Source organism: Actinocorallia lasiicapitis (assembly GCF_054778695.1).
Genome location: NZ_BAAGZI010000010.1, coordinates 20,625 through 42,057, shown reverse-complemented (window position 1 = coordinate 42,057; position 21,433 = coordinate 20,625). Strand labels below are relative to the sequence as shown.

Here is a 21,433-nt window from a genome sequence, read left to right as displayed (position 1 = left end):
AGCCGGAGGCGACGGCCGCGCCGCCCGCCGCCGGGGGCAGCACGCCCGTCTCCTGGACGGGAGCCGCCGGAACAGGCCGGGACCCCGCCACGGGACGGGACTTCTTGTGCCGGACCTTGACTGGGACGGCCTTCTTCTCGGCCGCCTTCGCAACGGCCGGTCGGCTGGCCGGACGGTTCGCGGACGTCCCCGTCGAGGTGCGCGCCTGAGGTGCCGGGCGCGGCGTCCGAGAATGGGTGATCTCGCCCGCGGGAGCGGGCTTGGGCCCGCCGCCGGGGACGGCCGGCACGACCGTCTCCAGGGCGGGAGTGTGCGCGGGGACGGCGGACGCGAGCCGCAGCACCGAGGAGACCGCTGTCAGCACGGGCTCACCCGGTTCACCGGTCTCGGCGTGCGCCGCCTGGCCCGCGCCGCCGATCAGCCAGCCGACGGCGACCAGGCCGACGACGGTGAGCACACGGCGCAGGGTCTCGCTCCGGAGGACGTGCGCGAGGGCGGCACGGAGAACGGTGACCGTCCTCGCCTGCGTCCACGCCACGGGGCCTCCTCGGAACCGTAGGGACTGTCCCTACGGTCGGTCACCGTAGCACCACGTTCAGTTCACGTGCGGGCATCCATAGCCGAATGGTTATGCGTGGTCGAGGAAACGGTCGAGAACACGCACGCCGAACTGCAGACCGTCCACGGGAACTCGTTCGTCGACCCCGTGGAACATTCCGGAAAAGTCCAATTCGGGTGGCAGTTTGAGTGGCGCGAAACCGAAGCAGCGCATACCGAGCTGGGCGAAGGACTTGGCGTCCGTCCCGGCCGAAAGGCAGTAGGGGACGGGGATCGCGCCCGGGTCGGCCCAGGTCAGGGCCTCCTCCATCGCGTCGACGATGCCGCCTTCGAAGTCCGTTTCGACGGCGATGTCGTAATGGACGAATTCCCTGGTGACTTTGTCGCCGAGCAGCGCATCGACCTGGTCGAAGAAATCCTTTTCCAGACCGGGCAGAAAACGGCCGTCGACCTGCGCCGTCGCCTCCTGCGGAATGACGTTCACCTTGTATCCGGCGTCCAGGCGGGTCGGGTTGAGGGTGTGACGGAGCGTCGCGCCGATCATGCGGGACAGGGTGCCGAGGTGCGGCAGGCACGCTTCCGGATCGTTCGGGTCGAACTCGACGCCGTACGCCTCGCAGACCTGCTCCAGAAAGCGGCGGACCGTCTTGGTGAGCCGGATCGGAAACCGGTGATCACCCAGCCGGGTGACGGCGCGGGCCAGCTCGCTGACGGCGTTGTCGGAGTGGACCATGGAGCCGTGCCCGGCCGTCCCGACGGCCTTCAACCGCATCCACGCCAGGCCCTTCTCGGCCGTCTCGATCAGGTAGAGCCGCCGGTCACCCGGCACGGTCAGGCTGAACCCGCCGACCTCGCCGACCGCCTCGGTGCACCCCTCGAACAGCCCGGGATGGTTGTCGACCAGCCAGTGGGCGCCGAACTTCCCGCCGGCCTCCTCGTCGGCGAGGAACGCCAGGACCAGGTCACGCTTGGGTTTGCGGCCGGTCTTCGCCCGGTCGATCACGGACGCGAGGATCATCGCGTCCATGTCCTTCATGTCGACGGCGCCGCGCCCCCACACACACCCGTCGGCGATCTCCCCGCCGAACGGGTCGTGAGTCCAGTCGCCGGCCTGGGCGGGGACGACGTCGAGGTGGCCGTGGAGCAGCAGCGCGTCCCGCGACGGATCCTCCCCCTCGATCCGGGCGACGACCGACGTCCGCTTGGCGTGCGACTCCAGGACCGTCGTCTTGATCCCGACGTCCTCAAGCTTCTCCGCCACATACTCGGCGGCCTTCCGCTCCCCCGGCCCCGAATGATCGCCGAAGTTGCTCGTATCGATCCGGATCAGATCCCGGCAGATGTCCACCACGAGCTCGTCCACAGCACCTCCACCCCACGCGCACGCCAACCCTCCCGAAAACCCTATCCCGCCCCCTCCCCCACCCCCTCGACAAGATCGAATCGCCACCACCCCGCACCTTTGATACAGTTGCGAACGCCACCGCGCCTCAGGGCGCGGAAGCACCCACGTCCGGGTGGCGGAATAGGCAGACGCGCTAGCTTGAGGTGCTAGTGCCCTTTGCGGGGCATGGGGGTTCAAGTCCCCCCTCGGACACGGTCCCAGGGCCCAGTGTGTTCGCGACTTAGGTCGCTTACCGCACTGGGTCCTTTGTGTTTTCCCGGGGGGTGACCCCCGGACCCCCAGCCATTAGGGTCAACTGCTTGGGCCTCGCTTTGCTCGGGCTCATCCTTTTGGGGCTTCGCCCCAGGGGCTGGCGAGGAGGGCTTCGCCCCCTCGAAAACCTCGATGGCGTCGCGTGGTCAGGGCCGTCCAGAACCAGCCGTCCGGCTGCCCCGATTCACGCCCGGTACCGGTGAACAGGGGCTCCACCAGCTTGCGGGTCTAGCGAACCTGCTCAGCGGAACCGGGGGAAGGCGTGCCGCAGCGTCCCCGGTGGAGCGGTAGTCAGCCATCCTTCGCCGAGACCGCCTGGATGACGGGCATCATGATCGGACCGTGCGCCGATCCGGTGCACGTATCCGGGCGAGGTTTCAGCAAAGGGAGCACGAGCGTCCGGCACGTTCACCTGGCGGCCGCGCTCCGCACCGAGATCGGAGCGCAGCTCAGCCACACCGCACTCCGCATTCGAACCGTGCGGTCATGTCGGATTCTCGCGGCTCGCTCTCTCTGGTGCCTGCCGTCGATGGAATGTTGGATCGTGCGTTTGAAGAAGAAAGAATCAGGCCGACGCCGTGGTGAGCCGCTGCCCTTCGGCCGTGACCTCGACGCGGAGGCCGGGCTTGGTCTCGATGGCGTTCAACTCGGGTTGCGTGAGCTGTTGGCCCCGGAGCGGCATGAACGCCGCTCCGCCTTCGACTTCGCCGATCGCCATGCCGTCGTGCACGTTCAGGACGAGCAGCGCGGCCTTGTGGCCCTCGCCCGTGTAGGGAGCGACGATCAGACCGCCGTTCCTGGTCTGCTCCACCCAGAAATACGGGATCGTGTGGGCCGCCGCCGTAGCGATGACCCGGTCATAAGGGGCGTACGTCGGAGCACCGTATTCGCCGTCTCCGCCGATGACCACCACGCCCGTCACGCCCGCGTCCCGAAGGGTATCGCGTGCCTGGTCAGCGAGTTCAAGGTCGATCTCGATCGACACGACCTCACAGCCCAGTGCCGCCAGGCACGCGGCGTTGTACCCGGTGCCGGTACCGATCTCCAGAACCCTCATGCCCGGCTTCACGTCCAGGGCCTCGATCATGCGCGCCATCAGGCTCGGAGCGCTGGAGGACGACAGGGGGAAGAACCCCTTGCCCGGCGGGTAGTCCGCCCCCGGAAGCTGAGGATCGTCCTCATCGGTCCGGGTGGTCACCGCGTCGTCCAGGCTGACCAGCCGTTCCCACTCCTCCGGCTGCTCCGAGCGCCGCAGCGGTACCAGCCACTTGTCTTCACGGACGTAGATCGTGTCCGGCACGAAAAGCCGCCGGTCGGCGGGCAGCTCCACCGACCCGTAGGTGAAGGTCACTTCTCACCGCTCCCGTTGCAGGTCGGGCACGTCTCGGAGTGGGTACCGGTGTCCTCGCTGTTTCCGTCGTTCGGCACGTCGATCTTGCCCTTGCCGCCACACGCACCGCACTGGTCCTTCTTGCCGTGGCCCATCTTCGCCATCCTCTCCACCGCTTCGAACTACTAATAAAGGGAACCCCGGCCGGACGGCCGCGCTCCTGTCACGGTTGCTGTGCACACACCTGGTTCGACGGGACCGCCCGACCAGGGAGCATCAAGGGCGTCTGCGACGCGACACCCGGTCAAGAAGCTGAGGGCCGCCCACGGTCCCGAGCATGAACCCGAACCCCACGCACACCCCGCCGTAAGCGAGGAGCGTCCACGCGATCGCCGCGAGATCAGCCCCCATCAGCCCGCCCGCCACTTCGGACACGTGGTCTCGATCTCCCACATACGGCACTCCAACTCCGCCAGCGTCCCCGCCGACAGATGGACCGGCTTCACCAGATGCCCAGCCAAAGCCCAGAACCGGTTCGTGTACTCCCCGAACCCCACAAGCCAACCCGCCGCCTTCCCCTCCAAAGCAGCAGCCCCGGCCTTACGCATCAACACCTGGGGATCAGACGGCCCGCTCACGCCGCACCCTGCGGAGTCAGCACATAAGCGATCCGCTCCGCCGCCTCGGCGACCTCGGACACAGGAACGATCGGCGCATCCCACGACCAGAAGAACGCCAGCACCTCACCATCCGGCCTGACCGTCACATGCTCCGAGAACTCCCCCGACGACGGGCTAGTCACCCGCAAGAACGGAGCCGCCCCAAGCGGCTCAACCAGCCGAATCCCGAAGCCCCGACTCTCCAGATCATCACCAAGCGCCCGCAGCGCCTCACCCTGTCTCTCCGTGCCGCTCTTCATCGTCATGACCACGACGGTAGGCGCGTGAGTGTTTCATGGGCTACGGAGTTGCTCCAGGTTGCTGCAACTGCCTCCGGGCAGTCTCAATCTCGGTGCGGGCTTCCTGACCGTAGACGGCTTGGTCTCGCAGGAAGCTGAAGACTCGGCCGAAGTAGGCGATGTCTTCGACACGTGAGCTTCGGAAGGCACCAGACCAGAACTCCTGTCGTACCTCGCGCTCATCGAAGAGGTAGAAACCCTCGCCTGCAAACTGGGTGCGTTGGACCGTGAAGGGGATGATTCCGAAGGCGACGTTCGGACGACCGGCAATCTGCTCTAGGAAGTCGAGCTGTTCGAGCATGGTCGAGACGGAACCGTAGATCACGCGAAGCGCAGAGGCTTCAAGAATGAAGTTATAGGTGTTCGTCGTTCCCGAGGTCACCAGCTCCTGGCGGGCGACACGGTTGCGCGCCGCCTCCTCCACATCGCCTAGAGGCAAGCCGTGAACACGGGCGTTGATTGTCAGAACCGCCGTAGCGTAACCCAGGGTTTGGAGGCTGCTCGGGATCACCAAGGGCTCATAGACACGCAGGAGACGTGTCGCCGCATAGCGAGTCAAGCCGCGCGCTTGGATGTGCTTCTGGCCTGCCCTTAGCTCCCTACGCCACTCGGACCACATCTGTTCTATCTGGCGGTTCGCGGCGATCAGCTCGGGCACCTGATCCTCCGCACCGCAGGCCGTAGCCCACTTGCGGATGTCGTCCTCAGAGGGCGTGTAGATACCGTGTTCGATCTTGGAGACCTTGGACTTGTGCCAGCCCCACTGACGAGCGAGAGCAACGCCGGACAGGTCGGCATCAAGGCGCATGTCCTTAAGGCGAATGCCGAACGCCTTCTTGGCCGCGTTCGACGGCTGCAACTCAGACAAGGGTCAGCCGGGCCTGGTACTCGCTTGTGGGGACGGCCATGGACCAGACAACATCGAAGGCGTCCCGGCAGAAGGCGACCGCCTGTTCGTCCAGGGAAAGTTGGATCTCGCTACGCTGCCCGTCTCCGCCGTGAACGTTGAAGATCACGGCTTCGGAGTCCAGAACGAAGCAGTCGTTCGCCGGTAGCGGGATGGCCGAGACCAGCCTCCGGGGTAGCCACCGAAGGTCTTCCTCAGGGAGAGCGATTTCCACCGCCATGCGCTGATACTCCGAGAGAGGCTCGGAGATCACACGGACCCTACGCCACTTCAGGCCCGCCCCCGACTCATCGGCCAGTTTCGCGCGCCATACATCCCTTATCCGTTCGACAGCGGCCACATCACCGCTGCGCCAGGCGCTGAACAGCTCCGCATCCGCCGGATAGTCGTCTAGAAGCTCCAGCTTGCGGACCTCCTTAGAGGTCCAGATCAGCTCACTCCGCCGCGTCGGCGAGATCAAATCCATAGCGCTCCCTCACGTACTTACGGACGAACGCATCCATGGTTCGGCCGGAGATCTCCCCGAACGTCTCATCATCGGCCAGGGACACGAGTTGAGCCCGGACGGCCTCTCCGCGCTTCTTACTCTGCACGATCCAGGAGCCACGGTCCGTCGCGTAGAACGTCTCGCAGTCCTCTCCGTGGTTGGAGTCGGGGTCCTTGCAGAAGAAGGTAGCCGTCAGCTCGTCGTCACCGCTGCGAGGTTTCTCCATGTTGCTCTCCAAGATCGTGCCTCCCGGTTCCTTCAGACCCTCACCCGTAAGAGTCCATAGGGTCAAGAGGTAGGCCCAAATCGAGTGCAATCGGGGTGCAACCGGGGTTGCAACACGGTCCGGAACGCCCTCCAACGGGCCCCATCGGACTACAACCATGTAAGCAAGAAGTCCCTGGTCAGGTGCATGTTTTCCCAGGTCACACCCTGGGCCGCTTCAGCGAGCGCATGGGGGTTCAAGTCCCCCTCGGACACGTACCTTACGTACACGGCCACCTAGTTGATCTAGGTGGCCGTACGTGTTTCTAGCACCGGTCGGCCACCAGCCGGTTGATCTTTGCTCTGCGCCCGCGACGCGGGAGTGTTGAGTTAAAGGTGGGACAGGTGGTTGTTGCTGTTCAGTGACGTGGGTTGGTGAGGCGGCCGTCGAAGGCCAGGTCGAAGGCGCCGAGGGCGGCTTTCCACCGTTTGGTCCAGCGGGCTTGGCCGGCGCCGGTGGGGTCGAGGCTCATGACGGCGAGGTAGACGCACTTGAGGGCGGCGGCCTCGTTGGGGAAGTGGCCGCGGGCGCGGACCGCGCGGCGGATGCGGGCGTTCACGCTCTCGATCGCGTTGGTCGTGCAGATGATCTTCCGGATCTCGACGTCGAACTCGAGGAACGGGACGAACTCTGGCCAGGCGTTCTCCCATAGGCGGACGATCGCGGGATAGCGGAGGCCCCAGGACTCGGCGACCTCCATCCACCGCTCGAGAGCAGCGCCCTCGGTCGGGGCGGTATAGATGGGTTTGAGTGCGTCGGCGAGCTGCTGCCAGTGCTGCCGCGGAACGTAACGGAACGTGTTCCTCAGCAGGTGAACGATGCAGGTCTGGGTCACAGCCAGTGGCCAGACCTGGTTGATCGCGTCGGGCAGGCCCTTCAGACCGTCGCAGACGACCATCAGGGCGTCCTTGAGGCCGCGGTTGCGCAGCTCGGTGAGGACATGCGCCCAGAACTTCGCGCCCTCGCCGCCGTCACCGACCCACAAGCCGAGGATGTCGCGGCAGCCCTCGGCGGTGACGCCGATGACCATGTAGATGGGACGGTTCGCGACTTTCCCGTCCCTGATCTTGACGTGGATGGCGTCGATGAACAAGATCGCGTAGACGCAGTCGAGTGGCCTGTTCATGAGGACCGAATGGCGTTCGTGTAGCTAAGGTGCAGGTCCCCCACCGACACGAACCCCCATACCCGGCGAGCAGCGGCAACCACCCGCTCACGGAATCCCCAGGTCAGACGGCGGGTCGGATAACAAACCGATCACGCAGCGACAGCTGACGGCGCGGCCTGATGATGAAGCCATCTGACCGGGATCCAGTTGCCGAGTCGAACCCGTGCCGGGGCATGGCCTGAGGCAATGGCCCCGCCGTTTACTCGACAATCTCCTGTTGGAGCTGGCGCCCGGGGTCAGGCGATCGAGGGGTGGGCGACGCCCACGATGAAGGTGTTCTCGGCTGGATGGACGGGAGGAGCCGCGTTGTGCTTCTTCTTGTGGTCCTGGTACACGGTCCAAGCGAGCGTGGCCATGCTGACGACGAGCCCGCCGGTCGAGGCTGGGTCGAGATACTGGCACTGGCCTGGCGAACCGTCGCCGCTGTAGAGAGCGGCCTCCACACCAGCCGGCACACGCGGACCGTACTCGGGGTGGCTATGGCAGCTCAAAACCCACCGTCGAGCGAACACTCCCACGAGCGGGTTCGATGCGTTGGACCCAATATGGAGCGGGGGTCGTCCGAGACGGATCGGTGAGTGGGTGCGGGAACGCATCTGTCTGATCGCCCGGAAGATCCCGCCGCCGGCCGCCAATACCTGAAGTTGGAACGGCGTGCTGTCACAGAGATGCCCACGGTAAGCCAGCGTCAACGGCGAACGAGCTCCTTTGCAATAAGCCGCGCCGCCTCCTTAATATCCATATCGTCAGTCTCATAGTCCCACCGAAGGACAGCCTTTTTCTTCACAAGAGGTCGCAAAACAACCTCATTCGGCAGGTCGCTTCTCATATCAATCATCGACTGATACGGGTGCACGGACGATGGGTTGTTATCCCGGACAGAGAAGAAAATTGACGGATATCTATCTTGATCGCCAATTATGTCCAAGCAAATGTTGCTGGTGTAGCCATACCAGAGGAGCCACTCCGGCACTCCTTCAGGACTAAAAACCTTCATGAACCAGGAATTTCCGTCAGATTGACGATCGCGCAGCAGCGCAAAGGAACTCAGGTCCGGATAACCTTGCACTTCAGAGCTCCAACCGTACCTTGCTAGCTCAACATCTAGAATCCGGGCAAATTCCTGCGGCATAGCCTTCCAGAGACCGTATATGTTCCTTTCACTGGTAAGCAGTCGGTCCCGCGCAATTTCAATGACATAGTCTGGCCTCGCCATCGTCTTCACTGTCCGCCGAAGGACGCTGACCACCAAATCGTATAGCGGGAGGATGTCACCACCATCGCTCGCGGCAAGGGCATCGTAATACTGACCCCGGTCGGCCTCTGACCTGAGCAAAAACGGAGGGTATCCACCCTGTGCAAGTGCGAGGTTGGCAAGCACACGAGCCATCCGACCGTTGCCATCTTCAAAAGGATGGATATGCGTTAGCCATGCATGTGCGACCGTCGCGTCAAGGGCGGGATCGGAAGTACCTTCTTCCCACCAATCTGCGAGTTCACCCATTGCCCTAGGCACATCCCAGGGCTCGGTTGTCTTGTGGGCAGAGCCACCTATCGAATTGCTCGCGACTTTATAGCGGCCAGCAAATTGATTGCCCGCCATGATTATTCCGTGAAGACTTCTAATCTCGTACTCGCGCGGACGGACATCGATTGCCGCCCATTCATCGGCAAGCTCGTGTGCCCGATACAGACCAAGGGCCTGGTAGATCCGGCCATCACCTCGAAGGGCATTAACAAAGGCGCCAATAGGACCACTTACAAGCTCTTTATGGGTCGCGACAAGTTCCCTTACTTGGTGCTGATTCCAATCGTATCCTTCAATCCTGTTACTCTCGGCAACCAGATCGCTTCGCATGGCTATTTGATATGGTCCGAGAAGTTCTGAAGCTTCGGTTGATATCCGATCATGCACGATAGCTGCACGTTCTCGAACCTCATTCGATCTGCTCTGCACCTTGACGAACCGAGTTGCCGTTGCCGTATCACTCTGAATGAGATAAGGCGTGTTAGAGAGCTTGGCATCGGGCGATTTGCTCATGACCCCAGCGTAGAGGTTTTGTCCACGTTGGAAGGTAAAATCGCTCAGAAGCAGCCATACTTCATTGCGCCCACGGCAGCGTTGCCTGAACCCTGGCTGCCATAGGTGATCGACAAGGGTTTCCGTCGGTCCAGTCGTTCAGTACCTGCCAGGTGAGGAGCCCTCGCCTGTTGGTGGATCGGGATGCAAGTCCATGAAAGGCGAATGCCCCGCCGGTACGAGCGGCGGGGCAGGTTCGGGCGGGCATCTGGGTTACGCCGCGTCCAGGTCGTAGGTGCCGGATAGGGGGCAGGGGTTGGGTGAATGGTTGATCTTGGGCCACCGTCACGAATCCCCATGCCCGACCGCGAACCGGCAGGACAACACCAACGCACGACGCAACCCGACCACGCCAGGATCGAGCAGCCATGCAGGTGTGATCCGGTTAACGAGTCGAACCCGTGCAGGGGCACGGCCTGAGGCGCTGGCCCCACCGTTCGACCGGCTCTGTCCCGTAATCGGGGGTAGCTCTGTGTGACTTCGTGGGAGTCTGGAGGGTGCTGGAGGTCGATGCGCTGGTTGGCGCGGTGTTCTCGGGGTTGTCGGCGCTGGTCGTTGAGGATGTGGTGGATCAGGGTGAGTGGATCGGAGTATCGGCGCGGACGAGGGATGATCCGGTGCCCTGTCCCGAGTGCGGGGTGCCGACGAGGCAGGTGCATGACTGGTGTGGGCGGATGATCAGGGACGTGCCCGTGGATGGCCGCCGGGTCGTGATCGGCGTGCGGGTGCGGCGGCTGCGTTGCGGGCGGTGGAGCTGTCCGCGGCGGACGTTCCGTGAGCAGGTGCCGGGCTTGCTGGAGCGGTATCAGCGGCGGACCAGCCGTCTGGCGGACCAGCTCGGCGCAGTGGTTCACGAGCTCGCGGGCCGGGCCGGCGCCCGACTGTCAGTGACGCTGGCAGTCGGGTTGTCCAGGTCGAGTGCGCTGCGGTTGTTGATGCGGCTGCCGCTTCCGCCGTTGCGGGTGCCGAGGGTGCTGGGCGTGGATGACTTCGCGTTGAAACGCCGGCACCGGTACGCCACGATCTTGATAGATGCGGAGACCAGTGAACCGGTCGACGTGCTGGTGGGGCGTGGAGCGGCCGTGCTCGAGGAGTGGCTGCGCACGCATCCAGGAGTCGAGGTCGTCTGCCGGGACGGCTCGCTCGTCTATGCCGAGGCGATACGCCGGGCGCTCCCAGACGCGATCCAGGTCAGCGATAGGTGGCATTTGTGGCGAAACCTGTGTGACAAGACCCTGGCCGAGGTCCGCTCCCACACCGCGTGCTGGGCTACGGTCAACCCGCCGCGGCCCGGCGGGATCCGGGAGCAGACCACCCGGGAACGCTGGCAGCAGGTCCATGACCTGCTCGGCAAAGGCGTCGGTCTGCTTGAATGCGCCCGCCGGCTGAACATGTCCCTCGGGACCGTCAAACGCTACTCACGCCGAGGCGAACCCGAAGTCGACCGGATCGCACCACGCTACCGGCCGACCCTCGTCGACCCCTACCGCGACCACCTGCGCACCCGACGAGCCGAAGACCCCGCCGTCCCGGTCACCCAGCTCCTGAAAGAGATCACCGACCTGGGCTATACCGGCAGCCTCAACCTTCTCTACCGCTACCTCAACCAAGGACGCGCCGAAGGCGACCGGCCCGTCACCACCCCACGCCACCTCGCCCGCCTCCTGCTCACCCGCCCCGACCATCTACGCGACAAAGACGCCGCTCTGCTCAACGACCTCACCGCGACCTGCCCCGAACTGGCCGAACTCGTCCGACTGATCGGCGTGTTCGGTCGGCTTCTCACCCCCGCCCCGGGCAACGACCAGCTGCTCACCGCCTGGATGGCCGATGCCCGCGCCGCGGACCTGCCGCACCTGCACGGCATGATCAAAGGCATCGACCTCGACCGCTCCGCGGTCGACGCCGCCCTCACTCTGCCCTTCCACAACGGCCGCACCGAAGGCGTCAACACCCGCACCAAACGGATCATGCGCCAGATGCACGGACGCGCAAGCTTCGATCTCCTCCGCCACCGCATCCTCCTGCCATGACGCCATCACGGAGAGCTACCCCCGACGTTCGACCAACACTCCCCCCTAGATCGTTGATGTGAAATTCGGTGATCGTCTGCGGGCATGAGGAAGGGCGTCCAAGATCGGTTTGTGAAGACCGAGCTGGACGCCCTTCTGGCGGCACTCTATGTCCATCTGGACGATCTCCGTGGCCTGGAGGATGCATCGACGACCTCGTCCCGTTCCGGGCCGGGTATCGCAGGCCGGCTGTCGTGCAGCTCGGTCCTGAAGGGAACCGGCCCCAGGTACGGGCCGACCACCAAATAGAGCGCGCCCGGCCAGGCGGCCCCGAGCAGACCGTTGGCCTGTCCACCGATCGTCACATCGCTGTACGGCATCTCCGGGAGGGGCACATCACCAGCGTCGGGGCCGGGGACCAGATGAATGGCTATGGTGGGCTTCCCCACGTAGCGTGGAGACACTCGGCGGCCTGCTCTCCGAGCAAGGCCGGCAACAGACTAGGGTTAGCGTCTAGTACTACATGCCTAGATCTTCATAACCTGGAGGCGCAGGCGCCGTCTGAAATGGCGCCTGCGTGCTTCGGCTTGGTGGGCGCGCCGGTAGTTGGACCAGTAGATGCCCAGGTCAAGCCCGTTATTGATTGCTGTGGCAAGGTTGAACAGGTGGCGGATCTCGGCCATGGACAGGCTGATGAGTCGTCGTTGGCTCGGAGCGGGCCGAATGCCAGGTTCTTGTTCATATTCGTCCCCGTCTGGGGCTTTTGTGGTGTCAGATGTCGGGTGTTGTCCACAGGGTGAGGTCCCCCTTTTTAGCGGAGTGGCGCAGGACGGCGAGAAAGGCCATGGCGAGCATGGCCATGCTGATGTGCCGGTAGTGGCGTTATGGTCGGCGGGCAGGGTTGGCCGCTGAGAGTGGAGATGGTTTACCGGTGGTCACATCCCACAGCTGATCCGTCTCATTATCGCTACCGATGGCCAGAACCTTTCCCGTCCGGACGGAACGCCGCCTTATTGATGTCGGCATATGGTGAACTGGTGACAGTACGCGAAACGCTCGGCGTCGCCGTGCTGCTGGCCGTCACGGCGGGCGGCTGCGGCGGCAGTCCCGGACTGCCGGAACTCCCCTCGGACGGCACGGCCACACTGCGCGAGGCCGTCGACCAGACCGTGACCGCGGTCAGGAATAGCGACGTCGAGACGCTCATCCGGCTCCAGAACGATCCCGGCAATCCCGCGGCCGCCCCCGCGGATCCCGCGGACCGCGAAGCGGCGGCCAAGTGGTTCGCCGCCCGCTTCCGGCAGGAGCTGACCGGCCCGTACACCGTCGAGTTCGCCCGCGAAGGCGAAATCACCGTCACCGGGGCGATCGCCTGCCTGTCCTACGGTCCCGGCGAACTCCGGCTCGCCCTGCCGTTCGCGGGCGTCGGCGAACACCCCGACGACGCCCTCCCACCCCGCTGGCGGCTCGACCTCTTCGGCTGGCCCCCACCCGAGGACCAGCAGCAACGGAACCCCGCAGCCACCGAAGACGGCGGCTTCTGCGCCACCGGCCGCATCCCCCACCCATCGAGGGCTGACCGACCCCCACGCCGCCCGGACCACTCGGCTCAGGCGGGCAGCCCCGCCCAGGCGCGTGGGTAGCCGAGCTGACCGGGCTGCTCGACCTGACCTCCTGGCCGGGCGGCATGCGCGTCATCGTCCGCCGCGAACGCCCCCATCCCGGCGCGCAGCTGCGGTTCACCGACATCAACGGGCACCGTTTCACCTGCTTCGTCACCGGCACCCGGCCCGGCGGTGGCCGCGGTCAGCTCGCGGACCTGGAACTACGGCACCGGCATCGGGCCCGCTGCGAAGACCGCATCCGTACTGGCAAGGACACCGGGCTGCGGAGCCTCCCCTGCATGGCAGCGCGCAGAACCAGCTCTGGCTCGAGATCGTCGCGATCTCCCTGGACCTGCACGCCTGGATGCAGATGCTCGCCCTGGCCGACCTTCCCCCCGCCGCTGGGAACCCAAACGCCTGCGCTTGCGGCTGTTCTCGGCCACCGGACAGCTGGTCCGAGGCGGCAGACGGTTCCGTCTCCGCCTCGCCCGCTCCTGGACCTGGTCCCCACTCATCGACGCCGCGATCGGCCGGCTCCAGACCCTGCGCGCACCCTGACCCCCACTCCCCACCCCGACCACCCAGGAAGGAACACCACCAGGGCCCGTGGAACCCCGCACACCCGGCGCGGCAGCCGGGCCCACAAACTGACCCACCACCGCTCGAGGGCCAACCGTGGGCGTCCCCGAGGTCAGGAGGTAGGGCCGAATCGAGTGCAGCCTGTCTCGGATGCTGGGTCTTGAAGTGATCTGTGGGATCCTCCTGCCACTGATCACGGGAGGTTTCGGTTGAAACGGTTTGTTGCGGGCGTTGTGGTGGCGGTTCTGCTCGCCGATGCCGCCCCTGCGTGGGCAGCATCGAAGTGGACGCAGGTGGCGGCCTTCAAGGGGGCGTCGCCGTATTTCTTCACTGCGGTGAGCCGCACCGAACTCTGGGCCTTTTCCGATGCCAAGAGAAAACCGCGCTCGTGGCGTTTCGACGGGCGCCGCTGGAAGGCCGTTCCGCTTCCGAAGGGAATCGTCGGCGAGATCTGGGCAGCCGGCGGAACGCCGAGCGCGGGCATGTGGGCGGCGGTCAACGCCGTCGACAGCGGGACGGGTAAGACCGTCCCCGGCGGCACCAACGTGGTCTTGCGCTGGAAGGGCGGTAAATGGCGCGTCGCCCACCGGTTCGCCGGCGGGCCGACCCAGGTGGAGGTCCGCGCCGAGAACGACGTCTGGGTGAACGGGATCATCTACGACAGGAAGGGCTCCGGCGCTTGGCACTGGAACGGTAAAAAATGGAAGGCCGCACCCGGACCAGACGGTGCGGAATTCTTCGATATCAGCGCCGTTTCCGCCAAAAGCGCCTGGGCGACGGGAACCAACGGCGACGGTTTCACCAACCGGATCTACCGGTTCAACGGAACGAGCTGGCGCGATATGACACCGCTCAGGCTCTCCCCCGACGGATCCAGAGTCGACGAAGTCCTCGCCTTGTCCGACCGCAATGTCTGGGTCTCCCTCTCCGAGGTGCCCGAAGGAGATCCCGGTCTGCTCCACTGGAACGGCTCTTCTTGGCGGAAGTACACGATGCCGTACAGCGCGGACCCGCTTGCCAGGGACGGAAAGGGCGGCTTCTGGGCCGGCTACGGCACCCGCTCCTTCCTCCACGTCACATCGAAACTCAGGGCGAAACAGATCAAAGCTCCCGGAGCCTCGGCATTGTGGACCCCCCTGGTGACCACCCGCGATGGCCGCTCCGTCTTCTGGAACACCGGCCGCAGGCTCTACCGCTACAACGGCTGATCCGCGGGGCCGCTCACCGTGGTCACTCGCTCAGAACGCAGATCTGCCCGTCTTGGAGGGCTAAGCGCAGCGTTTGCTGGTCGGGGGGGTTGGGGAGGTGCGGAAGGTGTTTTCTACGGTGGCGGCGTCGGTGCCGTCTTTGGCGTAGGAGAGGTTGCGGCCGGGGATGGTCCAGGCTTTTTCGCCGTTGACGGTGAACTCCCAGTAGCCGATCGTCTCGCGGCGGACGGGAGCGGTCTCGATCCAGCCGAACTCGCCCGGCGGCACGTTGAGAGTCATCAGGTCGGTGACGTTGTCCTGCTGGATCCAGGTGTTGGAGGCGTTGAACTCCAAGCTCAGCTCCTCGAAAGTCGCGCCCACGGTCCCGCCGATGGTGAGCTCGGTGCCGGTGGTCTGGCTCCAGGACAGGCTGTAGATGTTCATGACGGTGCTCTGGTTGTAGACGACCCTTCCGGCCACGCAGCCGCCCACCGCCCGGTAGGCCGCGGGCTGCTGCGTGGGCACGAACGTGCACACGTCGACGGTGTGGCTGGGATCTTTCGCGCACTTCCGGGAGACCTGGTCGAGCGCGATGTTCAGAACGCCGGGCGAAGGGGTGCCGGCGCGCTCCAGCTTCCAGATGTTGTGGTCGTTGGAGTCGGTGCTCTTGCAGGGGATCATCGCCGGCCGTGTGGCGTCGTACCACCACCTGCTCGTCACCAGCGCGGTCACGCACAAGGCGGTATCGGCGCTGTCCCTGATCCGGTAGCCGGCGAGGCCCCGGGAGGCCGCGTCAGTGCCCTCGGCCGGGACCGGTTCAAGGAGCCACTGGTGCGGAGCGGGGGAATCGCATGGAACGAGCTCCAGGTAGACGGTGTTCCAGCCGTCGTTGACCTTCCGTTTGAGGCATCGGTTCCAGGTACGGTTGACGATCTCGACCGCGCCGTTCCAGGCGTCCGTCCGGCGCAGCGCCCACGTCTGGCGAGCCGTTCCGGGGACGCCGGGCAGCTCGCGGTTGATCTCGCTGTCCGGGTTGTTCGGGTCCACCAAGCCCATGGTGTATCCGAGGTCGCTGTTGATGTCGACGCAGTCGACGGAGCCGGGGCCGTCGCACGGGCCGTCGCCAGCAGCGGAGAGGCTGTTCCAGTCCATCCAGACGTCCGAGCGGTCGCCGTTGGCGGATCCCAGGGCGAGGCGAGTGCGGTGGTAGAGGGTGTCGGTGTCCTTGTCGAGCGCGAACACGCCGAAGCCGTCGTTCCCGGGGCCTGACGCGGGGCGCAGGGTGAAGGACCGCACCGTGCGGTCGCCGAGGGTCGCCCAGACGCCGTTCCAGGTCCCGTTGGAGCTGTCCTCGGTGGCGGAGGAGGTCTGGGTGCGGTAGGTGATGTAGCCCAGGGAGTCGGTGCCGAAAACCGCGAGGCGGCCGTCGCTGTGGGTGGCGACGGCGGGCCGGCCGGTCACGGCCGGGCCGAGCTTCGTGCCGGTCCCCCACTCTCCGTTGGGGTTCTGATCGGTGCGGGGCGAGGTCTGGGCGACGGTCCACAGGGTGTTGTTGCTCTTGTTGCCGAAGAGCTGCAGCAGCGCCGTGCCGCCGTGGTTGGTGGCGGCGAGGGCGAGGCCGGCGTTGAAGCCCGTCCCGACCTCCTTCCAGCTCGGCCAGTTGTCGGCGGGCAGCGGGGAGTCGGACTTGCTCGGCTTCTTCTGCGTGGTGACCCGCACACTGCCGTCGTCCCTGCGGGCGGCCACGGTGATCCGGCCGTCGGGCCCCGTGATCGCGGTGAAGCCGCCGGACCAGCTACCGGGCAGGGCCTCCCAGCTGCTCCAGTCCGATCCGTTGGGGGACATCTGCATCCGGTGCCACAGGCGTCCGTCGGCGCCTCGGACGAACACCTCCAGACGCCCGTCGCTGTTGCCGGCGATGCTGCCGGCGACGATCCCGGAGATGACGCCGGAGGTGTTGCCGGCGAAGATGCCGCCGTTCCCCGATGCGCGGTTGCCGTACGTGTTGTCGTTGGTGACGAGCACCGGGGAGCCGACGGCGGTGGTACCGGTGGGTCTACCGAGGTCGATCCAGTCCGACCAGGTGTTGTCGGCCTTCTGCCGCTGCCACCACAGGTGGCCGCCGGCACGCGTCGCGACGACCGACAGCCGCTTGTTCAGCTCACGGGCCGTCGCGGGATCGCTCGCCGCGGCGCCGGAGGTGCTCTCCCAGGGGCTCCACGAATCGTCCGCCGCGTGGTGCACACGCCGGACCAGGTTCCCGAAGCGGCGGGCCAGCAGCACCGTGTCGCCGCCCTCGAGTTCCGCGACCACCGGAGTTCCGGCGTCCGCGACGGGTGCGGCGCCCACCGCGGCGGGTGCCGCGGCCGTCGCACCGGCCGGAGGCCCCGCTCCGACGGCCGACAGAAGCAGCGCGACGATCACCGCCCCACGGCCCGGCCTCTGCCACCAGCGAGCACGGAGAGAACCGCGGGACACGCACTACCTCCTCGGCAAGGCGGCAACTGAACGCCGAGATGGCCGGAACATCCCATCTCGGACGTCTCATTAAGAGAACACAGAACGGGCCGCCTCGGGAATCTCCCGGGCAATTCCGGCCAATCGCCCGGACGTGGTTTCCGTGAGCGTGATCTGGAGAACCGGACCGCCGGGGAGGGCTTCGCGATGGGCGGGACAGCCGGTTTCAGTGAAGGCGGTTTCGAGGCTGCCGCGGACCGTCTCGGCGACTTCCCGGGTGCCGTCAGGGCTGGTGAGGAAGGGGTCCGGCGCCCGGCCCCGAACGCTCAGGGAGGTGGCGGCCGGCGGCGTGGGTGGTCAGGGCGGAGAGGAGGAACGCGGCGCCTACGGTCAGGATCACCGGGGTGTAGGAGTCGGTGGCGGTGAGGAGTGCGGCGGCGGCGAAGGGGCCGAGGGCCTTGGCCGTCGCGGTGGGGAGCATGATCAGGCCGGAGAGGGTGCCGAAGGCGGCGGTGCCGTATCGGGCGGCGAGCAGGGCGGGTTTGATGATGCTGACGACGCCGAAGCCCAGGCCGATGCCGAGGACGCAGCCGATCGCTCCCGCGCTTCCGCGTCCGGCCAGGGGGAGGAGGAGCGCCGCGGCCGCCTGGATCGTGAAGATCACCGCGGCGATGGTGGTGAGGGACGCCCGCCGGGAGACCGCGGTGGTGACGAGCCGTCCCGTGACCGACAGGACGCCGAGCAGGCCGGTGACGGTGGCGGCGAACGCCGCCGGATGGCCCAGGTCGATGAGGTAGGCGACGAGGTGGACGCCCAGGACCGTCGAGGTGAGGGCGTGGGCGACCAGGGCGAGGCCGAGGAGCCGGTAGAACGGGTCGCGAAGCGCCGCGCGCTGGATCTCGGCCCGATCCGATGCCGTGGTCTGGACGGTGACGGGCTGTTCGGCGTCCCCGTCGGGGCGGCGGACGAACAGGTGGAGCGGGATCGTGCACAGGCCGTGGACGACGGCGAGGATCAGGACGGCGTCGCGCCAGCCGCGGGCGTCGGTGAGCCATCCGGTGAGGGGCATGAAGATGGTGGAGGCGAATCCGGCGACGATCGTGACGGCCAGGAGCGCGGTCCCGCGCCGCCGCTCGAACCAGGTGACGATCACGGCGAACGCCGCCTCGTACAGGACCATCGCGGAGACCAGGCCGATCCCGGCGAACACCAGGTAGAGCTGGACGGTGTTCTGCACCTGCGACCAGGCGGCGACGAGCGCGGTCCCGGCGATCGATCCGAGCGTCATGAGGGCGCGGCCGCCGTGCCGGTCGAGGATCCGTCCGGCGGGAACGGAGGCGACGGCGCAGACGAGGAGCCCGACGGTCATGGCGCCGGAGACCGTCGCGGTGGACAGGCCGAGCTCGGTGCGCATCGGTGTGAGGATGACGGCGAAGGAGTAGAACAGGACGCCGTATCCGACGGTCTGGGTGAGGGAGAAGATCCCGACGAGCCGCCAGCCATAGGGCACGCCGCCGCCCCGGCGCGTGGTGGCCGGGGCGGCGGTGGTGTCAGCCACAGCAGCTTCCGCCGGGAGCGTCGGCGGACAGCAGGGGCAGGGCCAAGATGCCGGTGCCGAGGCCGACGGCGTTGCTGGACGAGCAGACTCCGGTCTCGGGGAGGTCGAGTTCGACGTTGCGCGCCGCCTCCCAGTCGCCCGCGAGCGCGGCGACGACGGAGCGGGCCTGCTCGTAGCCGGTGGCCAGCAGGAAGGTCGGGGCGCGGCCGTAGGACTTGGCGCCGATCATGTAGTAGCCGGGCTCGGGGTGGGCGAGCTCGTCGACGCCGTGCGGCGGGACGGTGCCGCAGGAGTGCCGGTTGGGGTCGATCAGCGGGGCCAGCGCCGGGGTGGCGCCCATGATCGCGTCCAGTTCCAGGCGCAGCTCGGAGGCGATCGTGTGGTCGGGGCGGTAGCCGGTGGCGGCGATGATCCGGTCGACGGTGACGGTCTGCTCGGCGCCGTCCGGGGCGCGGGAGATCACCTCTACGCCGTCGGCCGCCGGGCGGACCTCCTCGGTGAAGAACCCCGCCAACAGGGTGATCTTGCCGGTGGTGACGAGGTGGTGGACGAGGGTGCCGAGCCTGCCGCGGGCGGGGAGCTCGTCGTTGTCGCCGCCGCCGTAGGTGCGGGCGGCCGACGTGCCGCGGATCGCCCAGGTGATCTTCGTGCCGGGTGCGGTCTCCGCGAGTTCGGCGAGCGCGATCAGCGAGGTGGCCGCCGAGTGGCCCGCCCCCGCGACCAGGATGTGCTTGCCCGCGAACCGCTCGCGGTCGGCGCCGAGGACGTCGGGCAGCGCGTGGTCGATCCACGCGGCGGCCTCGTGCTCGCCGAGGGCGGGCAGGCCTGCCGCACCGAGGACGTTGGGGGACGTCCAGTTGCCGGAGGCGTCGATGATCGCGCGGGCTCGGAGCTGCTCCCGCGACCCGTCGGCGTTGACGACGCGGAGCACGAACGGGGCGTCCTCGCGTCCGGCGGAGCGGAGCCGGTCATATCCGGCGCGGGAGATCGCCTCCACCGTGACGCCGGTCCGCAGATGCTCCTTGATCGTGGGCAGCGCCGCCAGCGGAGCGAGATAGTCGTCGACGAGCCGGGCGCCGGTCGGCAGCGCGTCGAGGTCGGGGGCGGCCCACCCGGAGCCGTCGAGCAGCCGGCGGGCGGCGGCATCCACCCCGTACCGCCACGGAGAGAACAACCCGACGTGCCCCCACTGACGAACCGACGCGCCGACCTCGTCCCCGGCCTCCAGAAGCAGAAAACGGAGGCCGCGCTCAGCCAGGTGAGCCGCGGCGGCGAGCCCGACCGGCCCCGCCCCGATCACCACGACCGGCAAGCTCAACTCCCGGCGGGCTTCGCCGGTGGCGGGGTCGGTGGTGGTGGGGCCGCAGCAGCCGGACGGGGTGGTGTCGCTCATCGGAATCTCTCCCTGGTTAGAAGTTTATCTAAGTAGCCGGTGGCTGGAGTTTGGCATCTTGGATCGACGTGTGTCAAATTAGAGGTATGTCGAATCAATTTCCGCAGGGCGACGTCTGCTGCGCCCCGCTGGCGCAGCAGGCGATCTCCGCTGAGGACGCGGCGGCGCTGGCGAAGGCGTTCAAGGCGATCGGTGATCCGGTGCGGCTCCAGCTGTTCAGCGCGATCGCTTCCGCGCCCGGCGAGCTGTGCGTGTGCGATCTGCCGACGTTCGAGCTGTCCGCGCCGACCATCTCCCACCATCTGAAGGTGCTGCGCGAGGTCGGTCTGGTGGGCTGCGAACGGCGTGGGACGTTCGTGTTCTACTGGGCGGTCCCGGAGGCGATGCGCCGGCTGTCGGCCGTGCTCGTCCCGCGGGTGTGAGCGGCCCGATGACCGCCCACACCCGGATCCGTCAGCGGCAGCCGCAGGCCGAAGGCGCCGGGGTGCCGCAGCAGGCGTCCTTGGCCTCGGGTTCGCAGCAGACGGCCAGTTCGCCGGACGAGCAGCAGGCGGCGGTGGAATCGGAAGCGGTCATGGTGACCTCCCAGGTAGGTGGACTGACACCCCTACAGACGGAGCACTCCCGAAAAGGACGCACCATGCCCGACCGGCTCTTCCGCGACCACGCCGCCGACCTGCACCGCTTCCTGTCCCGCCGCCTCGCCGACCCCCGCGACGCCGACGACCTCCTCCAGGAGATATTCCTGCGCGCGGTGCGCACCCCGCCCGCGACCGGAGGCCCCGCGTGGCTGTACACCGTCGCCCGCAACGTCCTCACCGACCACTACCGGCGCGCCCGCCGCGAGGCCCCGGTCGAGGCCGTCCCCGACACTGCGATCATCACCGACGTCCCGCGGGCCGAGCGGGATCGCGCCGCCCGCTGCGCCGCCGGGCTCCTCGACCAACTCCCGGCCGAGCAGGCGACGGCACTCCGCCTGGTCGACCTCGCGGGCACCCGCCAGCAGGACGCCGCCAGGACCGCGGGCCTTTCCCTGTCAGGCCTGAAATCGCGCGTCCAGCGGGGCCGGGCCGCGCTCGCCACCCTGCTCGCCGAGTGCTGCCGGATCCACAGGGACGCCCGCGGCACAGTCACGGGCCTCGCCCCCTGCACCCGCGCCTGCGGCTGCTGACCAGGCCAGACGCCGAACTCCGCACGGCCACGGGCCTCGCGAACTGCACCCGTGCTTGCGGC

General features: G+C 67.0%; 21 protein-coding genes, 1 tRNA gene and 3 pseudogenes. 8 read left to right on the top strand and 17 right to left on the bottom strand.

Annotated elements, in window-relative coordinates; translation table 11 throughout:
* Together ACYVE7_RS02645 and ACYVE7_RS02640 are read right to left on the bottom strand one after the other, a co-directional pair.
* Positions 1–538 (bottom strand): annotated as a pseudogene (locus ACYVE7_RS02645) (hypothetical protein); the annotation flags it as partial.
* A 90-nt stretch (positions 539–628) separates the two neighbouring features.
* Entirely contained in the window at positions 629–1,921 is a 1,293-nt protein-coding gene (locus ACYVE7_RS02640) for a M20/M25/M40 family metallo-hydrolase (protein ID WP_460362878.1), read from the bottom strand.
* A 148-nt stretch (positions 1,922–2,069) separates the two neighbouring features.
* On the opposite strand from ACYVE7_RS02640, the gene ACYVE7_RS02635 reads away from it, so the two are divergent.
* Positions 2,070–2,155 (top strand) — tRNA-Leu (locus tag ACYVE7_RS02635).
* A 625-nt stretch (positions 2,156–2,780) separates the two neighbouring features.
* Here the strand turns inward: ACYVE7_RS02635 and ACYVE7_RS02630 are convergent.
* From ACYVE7_RS02630 to ACYVE7_RS02585, 10 genes and pseudogenes are all read right to left on the bottom strand, one after another.
* On the bottom strand, positions 2,781–3,566 hold the full coding sequence (locus ACYVE7_RS02630; protein WP_460362876.1) for a protein-L-isoaspartate O-methyltransferase family protein: 786 nt from the start codon (positions 3,564–3,566) through the stop codon (positions 2,781–2,783).
* A complete protein-coding gene (locus ACYVE7_RS02625; RefSeq protein ID WP_460362874.1) occupies positions 3,563–3,709 on the bottom strand; it encodes a hypothetical protein in 147 nt (48 codons plus the stop codon). The genes ACYVE7_RS02630 and ACYVE7_RS02625 overlap by 4 nt, the downstream gene beginning before the upstream one ends.
* Positions 3,710–3,955: 246 nt before the next feature.
* Positions 3,956–4,159 carry a hypothetical protein gene (locus tag ACYVE7_RS02620; RefSeq protein ID WP_460362872.1) on the bottom strand — a complete coding sequence of 68 codons (204 nt, stop codon included), beginning with the start codon at positions 4,157–4,159 and terminating at the stop codon, positions 3,956–3,958.
* 20 nt (positions 4,160–4,179) lie between these two features.
* A complete protein-coding gene (locus ACYVE7_RS02615) occupies positions 4,180–4,470 on the bottom strand; it encodes a hypothetical protein (RefSeq protein ID WP_460362870.1) in 291 nt (96 codons plus the stop codon).
* A gap of 34 nt (positions 4,471–4,504) precedes the next feature.
* Complete coding sequence (locus tag ACYVE7_RS02610) at positions 4,505–5,371, bottom strand: helix-turn-helix domain-containing protein (protein ID WP_460362868.1); 867 nt, start codon at positions 5,369–5,371, stop codon at positions 4,505–4,507.
* Positions 5,364–5,876 (bottom strand): DUF6879 family protein, encoded by a 513-nt coding sequence (locus tag ACYVE7_RS02605; RefSeq protein WP_460362866.1) that lies wholly within the window; start codon positions 5,874–5,876, stop codon positions 5,364–5,366. The genes ACYVE7_RS02610 and ACYVE7_RS02605 overlap by 8 nt, the downstream gene beginning before the upstream one ends.
* The gene (locus ACYVE7_RS02600) at positions 5,845–6,135 is read right to left on the bottom strand and encodes a hypothetical protein (protein WP_460362864.1); all 291 of its coding nucleotides are present in this window, start codon (positions 6,133–6,135) and stop codon (positions 5,845–5,847) included. Before ACYVE7_RS02600 ends, ACYVE7_RS02605 begins: the two co-directional genes overlap by 32 nt.
* Before the next feature lie 385 nt (positions 6,136–6,520).
* Positions 6,521–7,291 (bottom strand): annotated as a pseudogene (locus tag ACYVE7_RS02595) (IS256 family transposase); the annotation flags it as partial.
* Positions 7,292–7,566: 275 nt separating this feature from the next.
* The gene (locus ACYVE7_RS02590) at positions 7,567–7,785 is read right to left on the bottom strand and encodes a hypothetical protein (RefSeq protein ID WP_460362862.1); all 219 of its coding nucleotides are present in this window, start codon (positions 7,783–7,785) and stop codon (positions 7,567–7,569) included.
* Between the two features lie 233 nt (positions 7,786–8,018).
* A complete protein-coding gene (locus ACYVE7_RS02585; protein ID WP_460362860.1) occupies positions 8,019–9,371 on the bottom strand; it encodes a Fic family protein in 1,353 nt (450 codons plus the stop codon).
* Positions 9,372–9,907: 536 nt separating this feature from the next.
* On the opposite strand from ACYVE7_RS02585, the gene ACYVE7_RS02580 reads away from it, so the two are divergent.
* Positions 9,908–11,443 carry an ISL3 family transposase gene (locus ACYVE7_RS02580; protein WP_460362858.1) on the top strand — a complete coding sequence of 512 codons (1,536 nt, stop codon included), beginning with the start codon at positions 9,908–9,910 and terminating at the stop codon, positions 11,441–11,443.
* 111 nt (positions 11,444–11,554) lie between these two features.
* Positions 11,555–11,731 carry a hypothetical protein gene (locus ACYVE7_RS02575; protein WP_460362856.1) on the top strand — a complete coding sequence of 59 codons (177 nt, stop codon included), beginning with the start codon at positions 11,555–11,557 and terminating at the stop codon, positions 11,729–11,731.
* A gap of 218 nt (positions 11,732–11,949) precedes the next feature.
* Here the strand turns inward: ACYVE7_RS02575 and ACYVE7_RS02570 are convergent, their stop codons facing one another.
* Positions 11,950–12,105 carry a hypothetical protein gene (locus ACYVE7_RS02570; protein ID WP_460362854.1) on the bottom strand — a complete coding sequence of 52 codons (156 nt, stop codon included), beginning with the start codon at positions 12,103–12,105 and terminating at the stop codon, positions 11,950–11,952.
* A 354-nt stretch (positions 12,106–12,459) separates the two neighbouring features.
* On the opposite strand from ACYVE7_RS02570, the gene ACYVE7_RS02565 reads away from it, so the two are divergent.
* The 3 genes and pseudogenes from ACYVE7_RS02565 (at position 12,460) to ACYVE7_RS02555 (ending at position 14,813) form a co-directional block, all read left to right on the top strand.
* Entirely contained in the window at positions 12,460–13,065 is a 606-nt protein-coding gene (locus ACYVE7_RS02565) for a hypothetical protein (RefSeq protein WP_460362852.1), read from the top strand.
* Positions 13,041–13,584, top strand: a pseudogene (locus ACYVE7_RS02560) (transposase); the annotation flags it as partial. The gene ACYVE7_RS02565 and the pseudogene ACYVE7_RS02560, both read left to right, overlap by 25 nt.
* Before the next feature lie 230 nt (positions 13,585–13,814).
* Complete coding sequence (locus ACYVE7_RS02555; protein WP_460362850.1) at positions 13,815–14,813, top strand: hypothetical protein; 999 nt, start codon at positions 13,815–13,817, stop codon at positions 14,811–14,813.
* Positions 14,814–14,873: 60 nt separating this feature from the next.
* On the opposite strand, the gene ACYVE7_RS02550 is transcribed toward ACYVE7_RS02555, so the two are convergent.
* The 3 genes from ACYVE7_RS02550 to ACYVE7_RS02540 form a co-directional block, all read right to left on the bottom strand.
* Positions 14,874–17,270: a PLL family lectin gene (locus ACYVE7_RS02550; protein ID WP_460362848.1), complete on the bottom strand. Its 2,397-nt coding sequence runs from the start codon at positions 17,268–17,270 to the stop codon at positions 14,874–14,876.
* Between the two features lie 262 nt (positions 17,271–17,532).
* The gene (locus tag ACYVE7_RS02545; protein ID WP_460362846.1) at positions 17,533–18,807 is read right to left on the bottom strand and encodes an MFS transporter; all 1,275 of its coding nucleotides are present in this window, start codon (positions 18,805–18,807) and stop codon (positions 17,533–17,535) included.
* Positions 18,800–20,200 carry an FAD-dependent oxidoreductase gene (locus ACYVE7_RS02540; RefSeq protein WP_460362844.1) on the bottom strand — a complete coding sequence of 467 codons (1,401 nt, stop codon included), beginning with the start codon at positions 20,198–20,200 and terminating at the stop codon, positions 18,800–18,802. The genes ACYVE7_RS02545 and ACYVE7_RS02540 overlap by 8 nt, the downstream gene beginning before the upstream one ends.
* Positions 20,201–20,286: 86 nt before the next feature.
* Between ACYVE7_RS02540 and ACYVE7_RS02535 the strand changes: the two genes are divergently transcribed.
* Entirely contained in the window at positions 20,287–20,622 is a 336-nt protein-coding gene (locus ACYVE7_RS02535) for an ArsR/SmtB family transcription factor (RefSeq protein WP_460362843.1), read from the top strand.
* Between the two features lie 31 nt (positions 20,623–20,653).
* On the opposite strand, the gene ACYVE7_RS02530 is transcribed toward ACYVE7_RS02535, so the two are convergent.
* Positions 20,654–20,776: a hypothetical protein gene (locus ACYVE7_RS02530; protein ID WP_460362841.1), complete on the bottom strand. Its 123-nt coding sequence runs from the start codon at positions 20,774–20,776 to the stop codon at positions 20,654–20,656.
* Between the two features lie 64 nt (positions 20,777–20,840).
* Between ACYVE7_RS02530 and ACYVE7_RS02525 the strand changes: the two genes are divergently transcribed.
* Complete coding sequence (locus tag ACYVE7_RS02525; RefSeq protein ID WP_460362839.1) at positions 20,841–21,371, top strand: sigma-70 family RNA polymerase sigma factor; 531 nt, start codon at positions 20,841–20,843, stop codon at positions 21,369–21,371.
* Positions 21,372–21,433 lie beyond the last annotated feature (62 nt).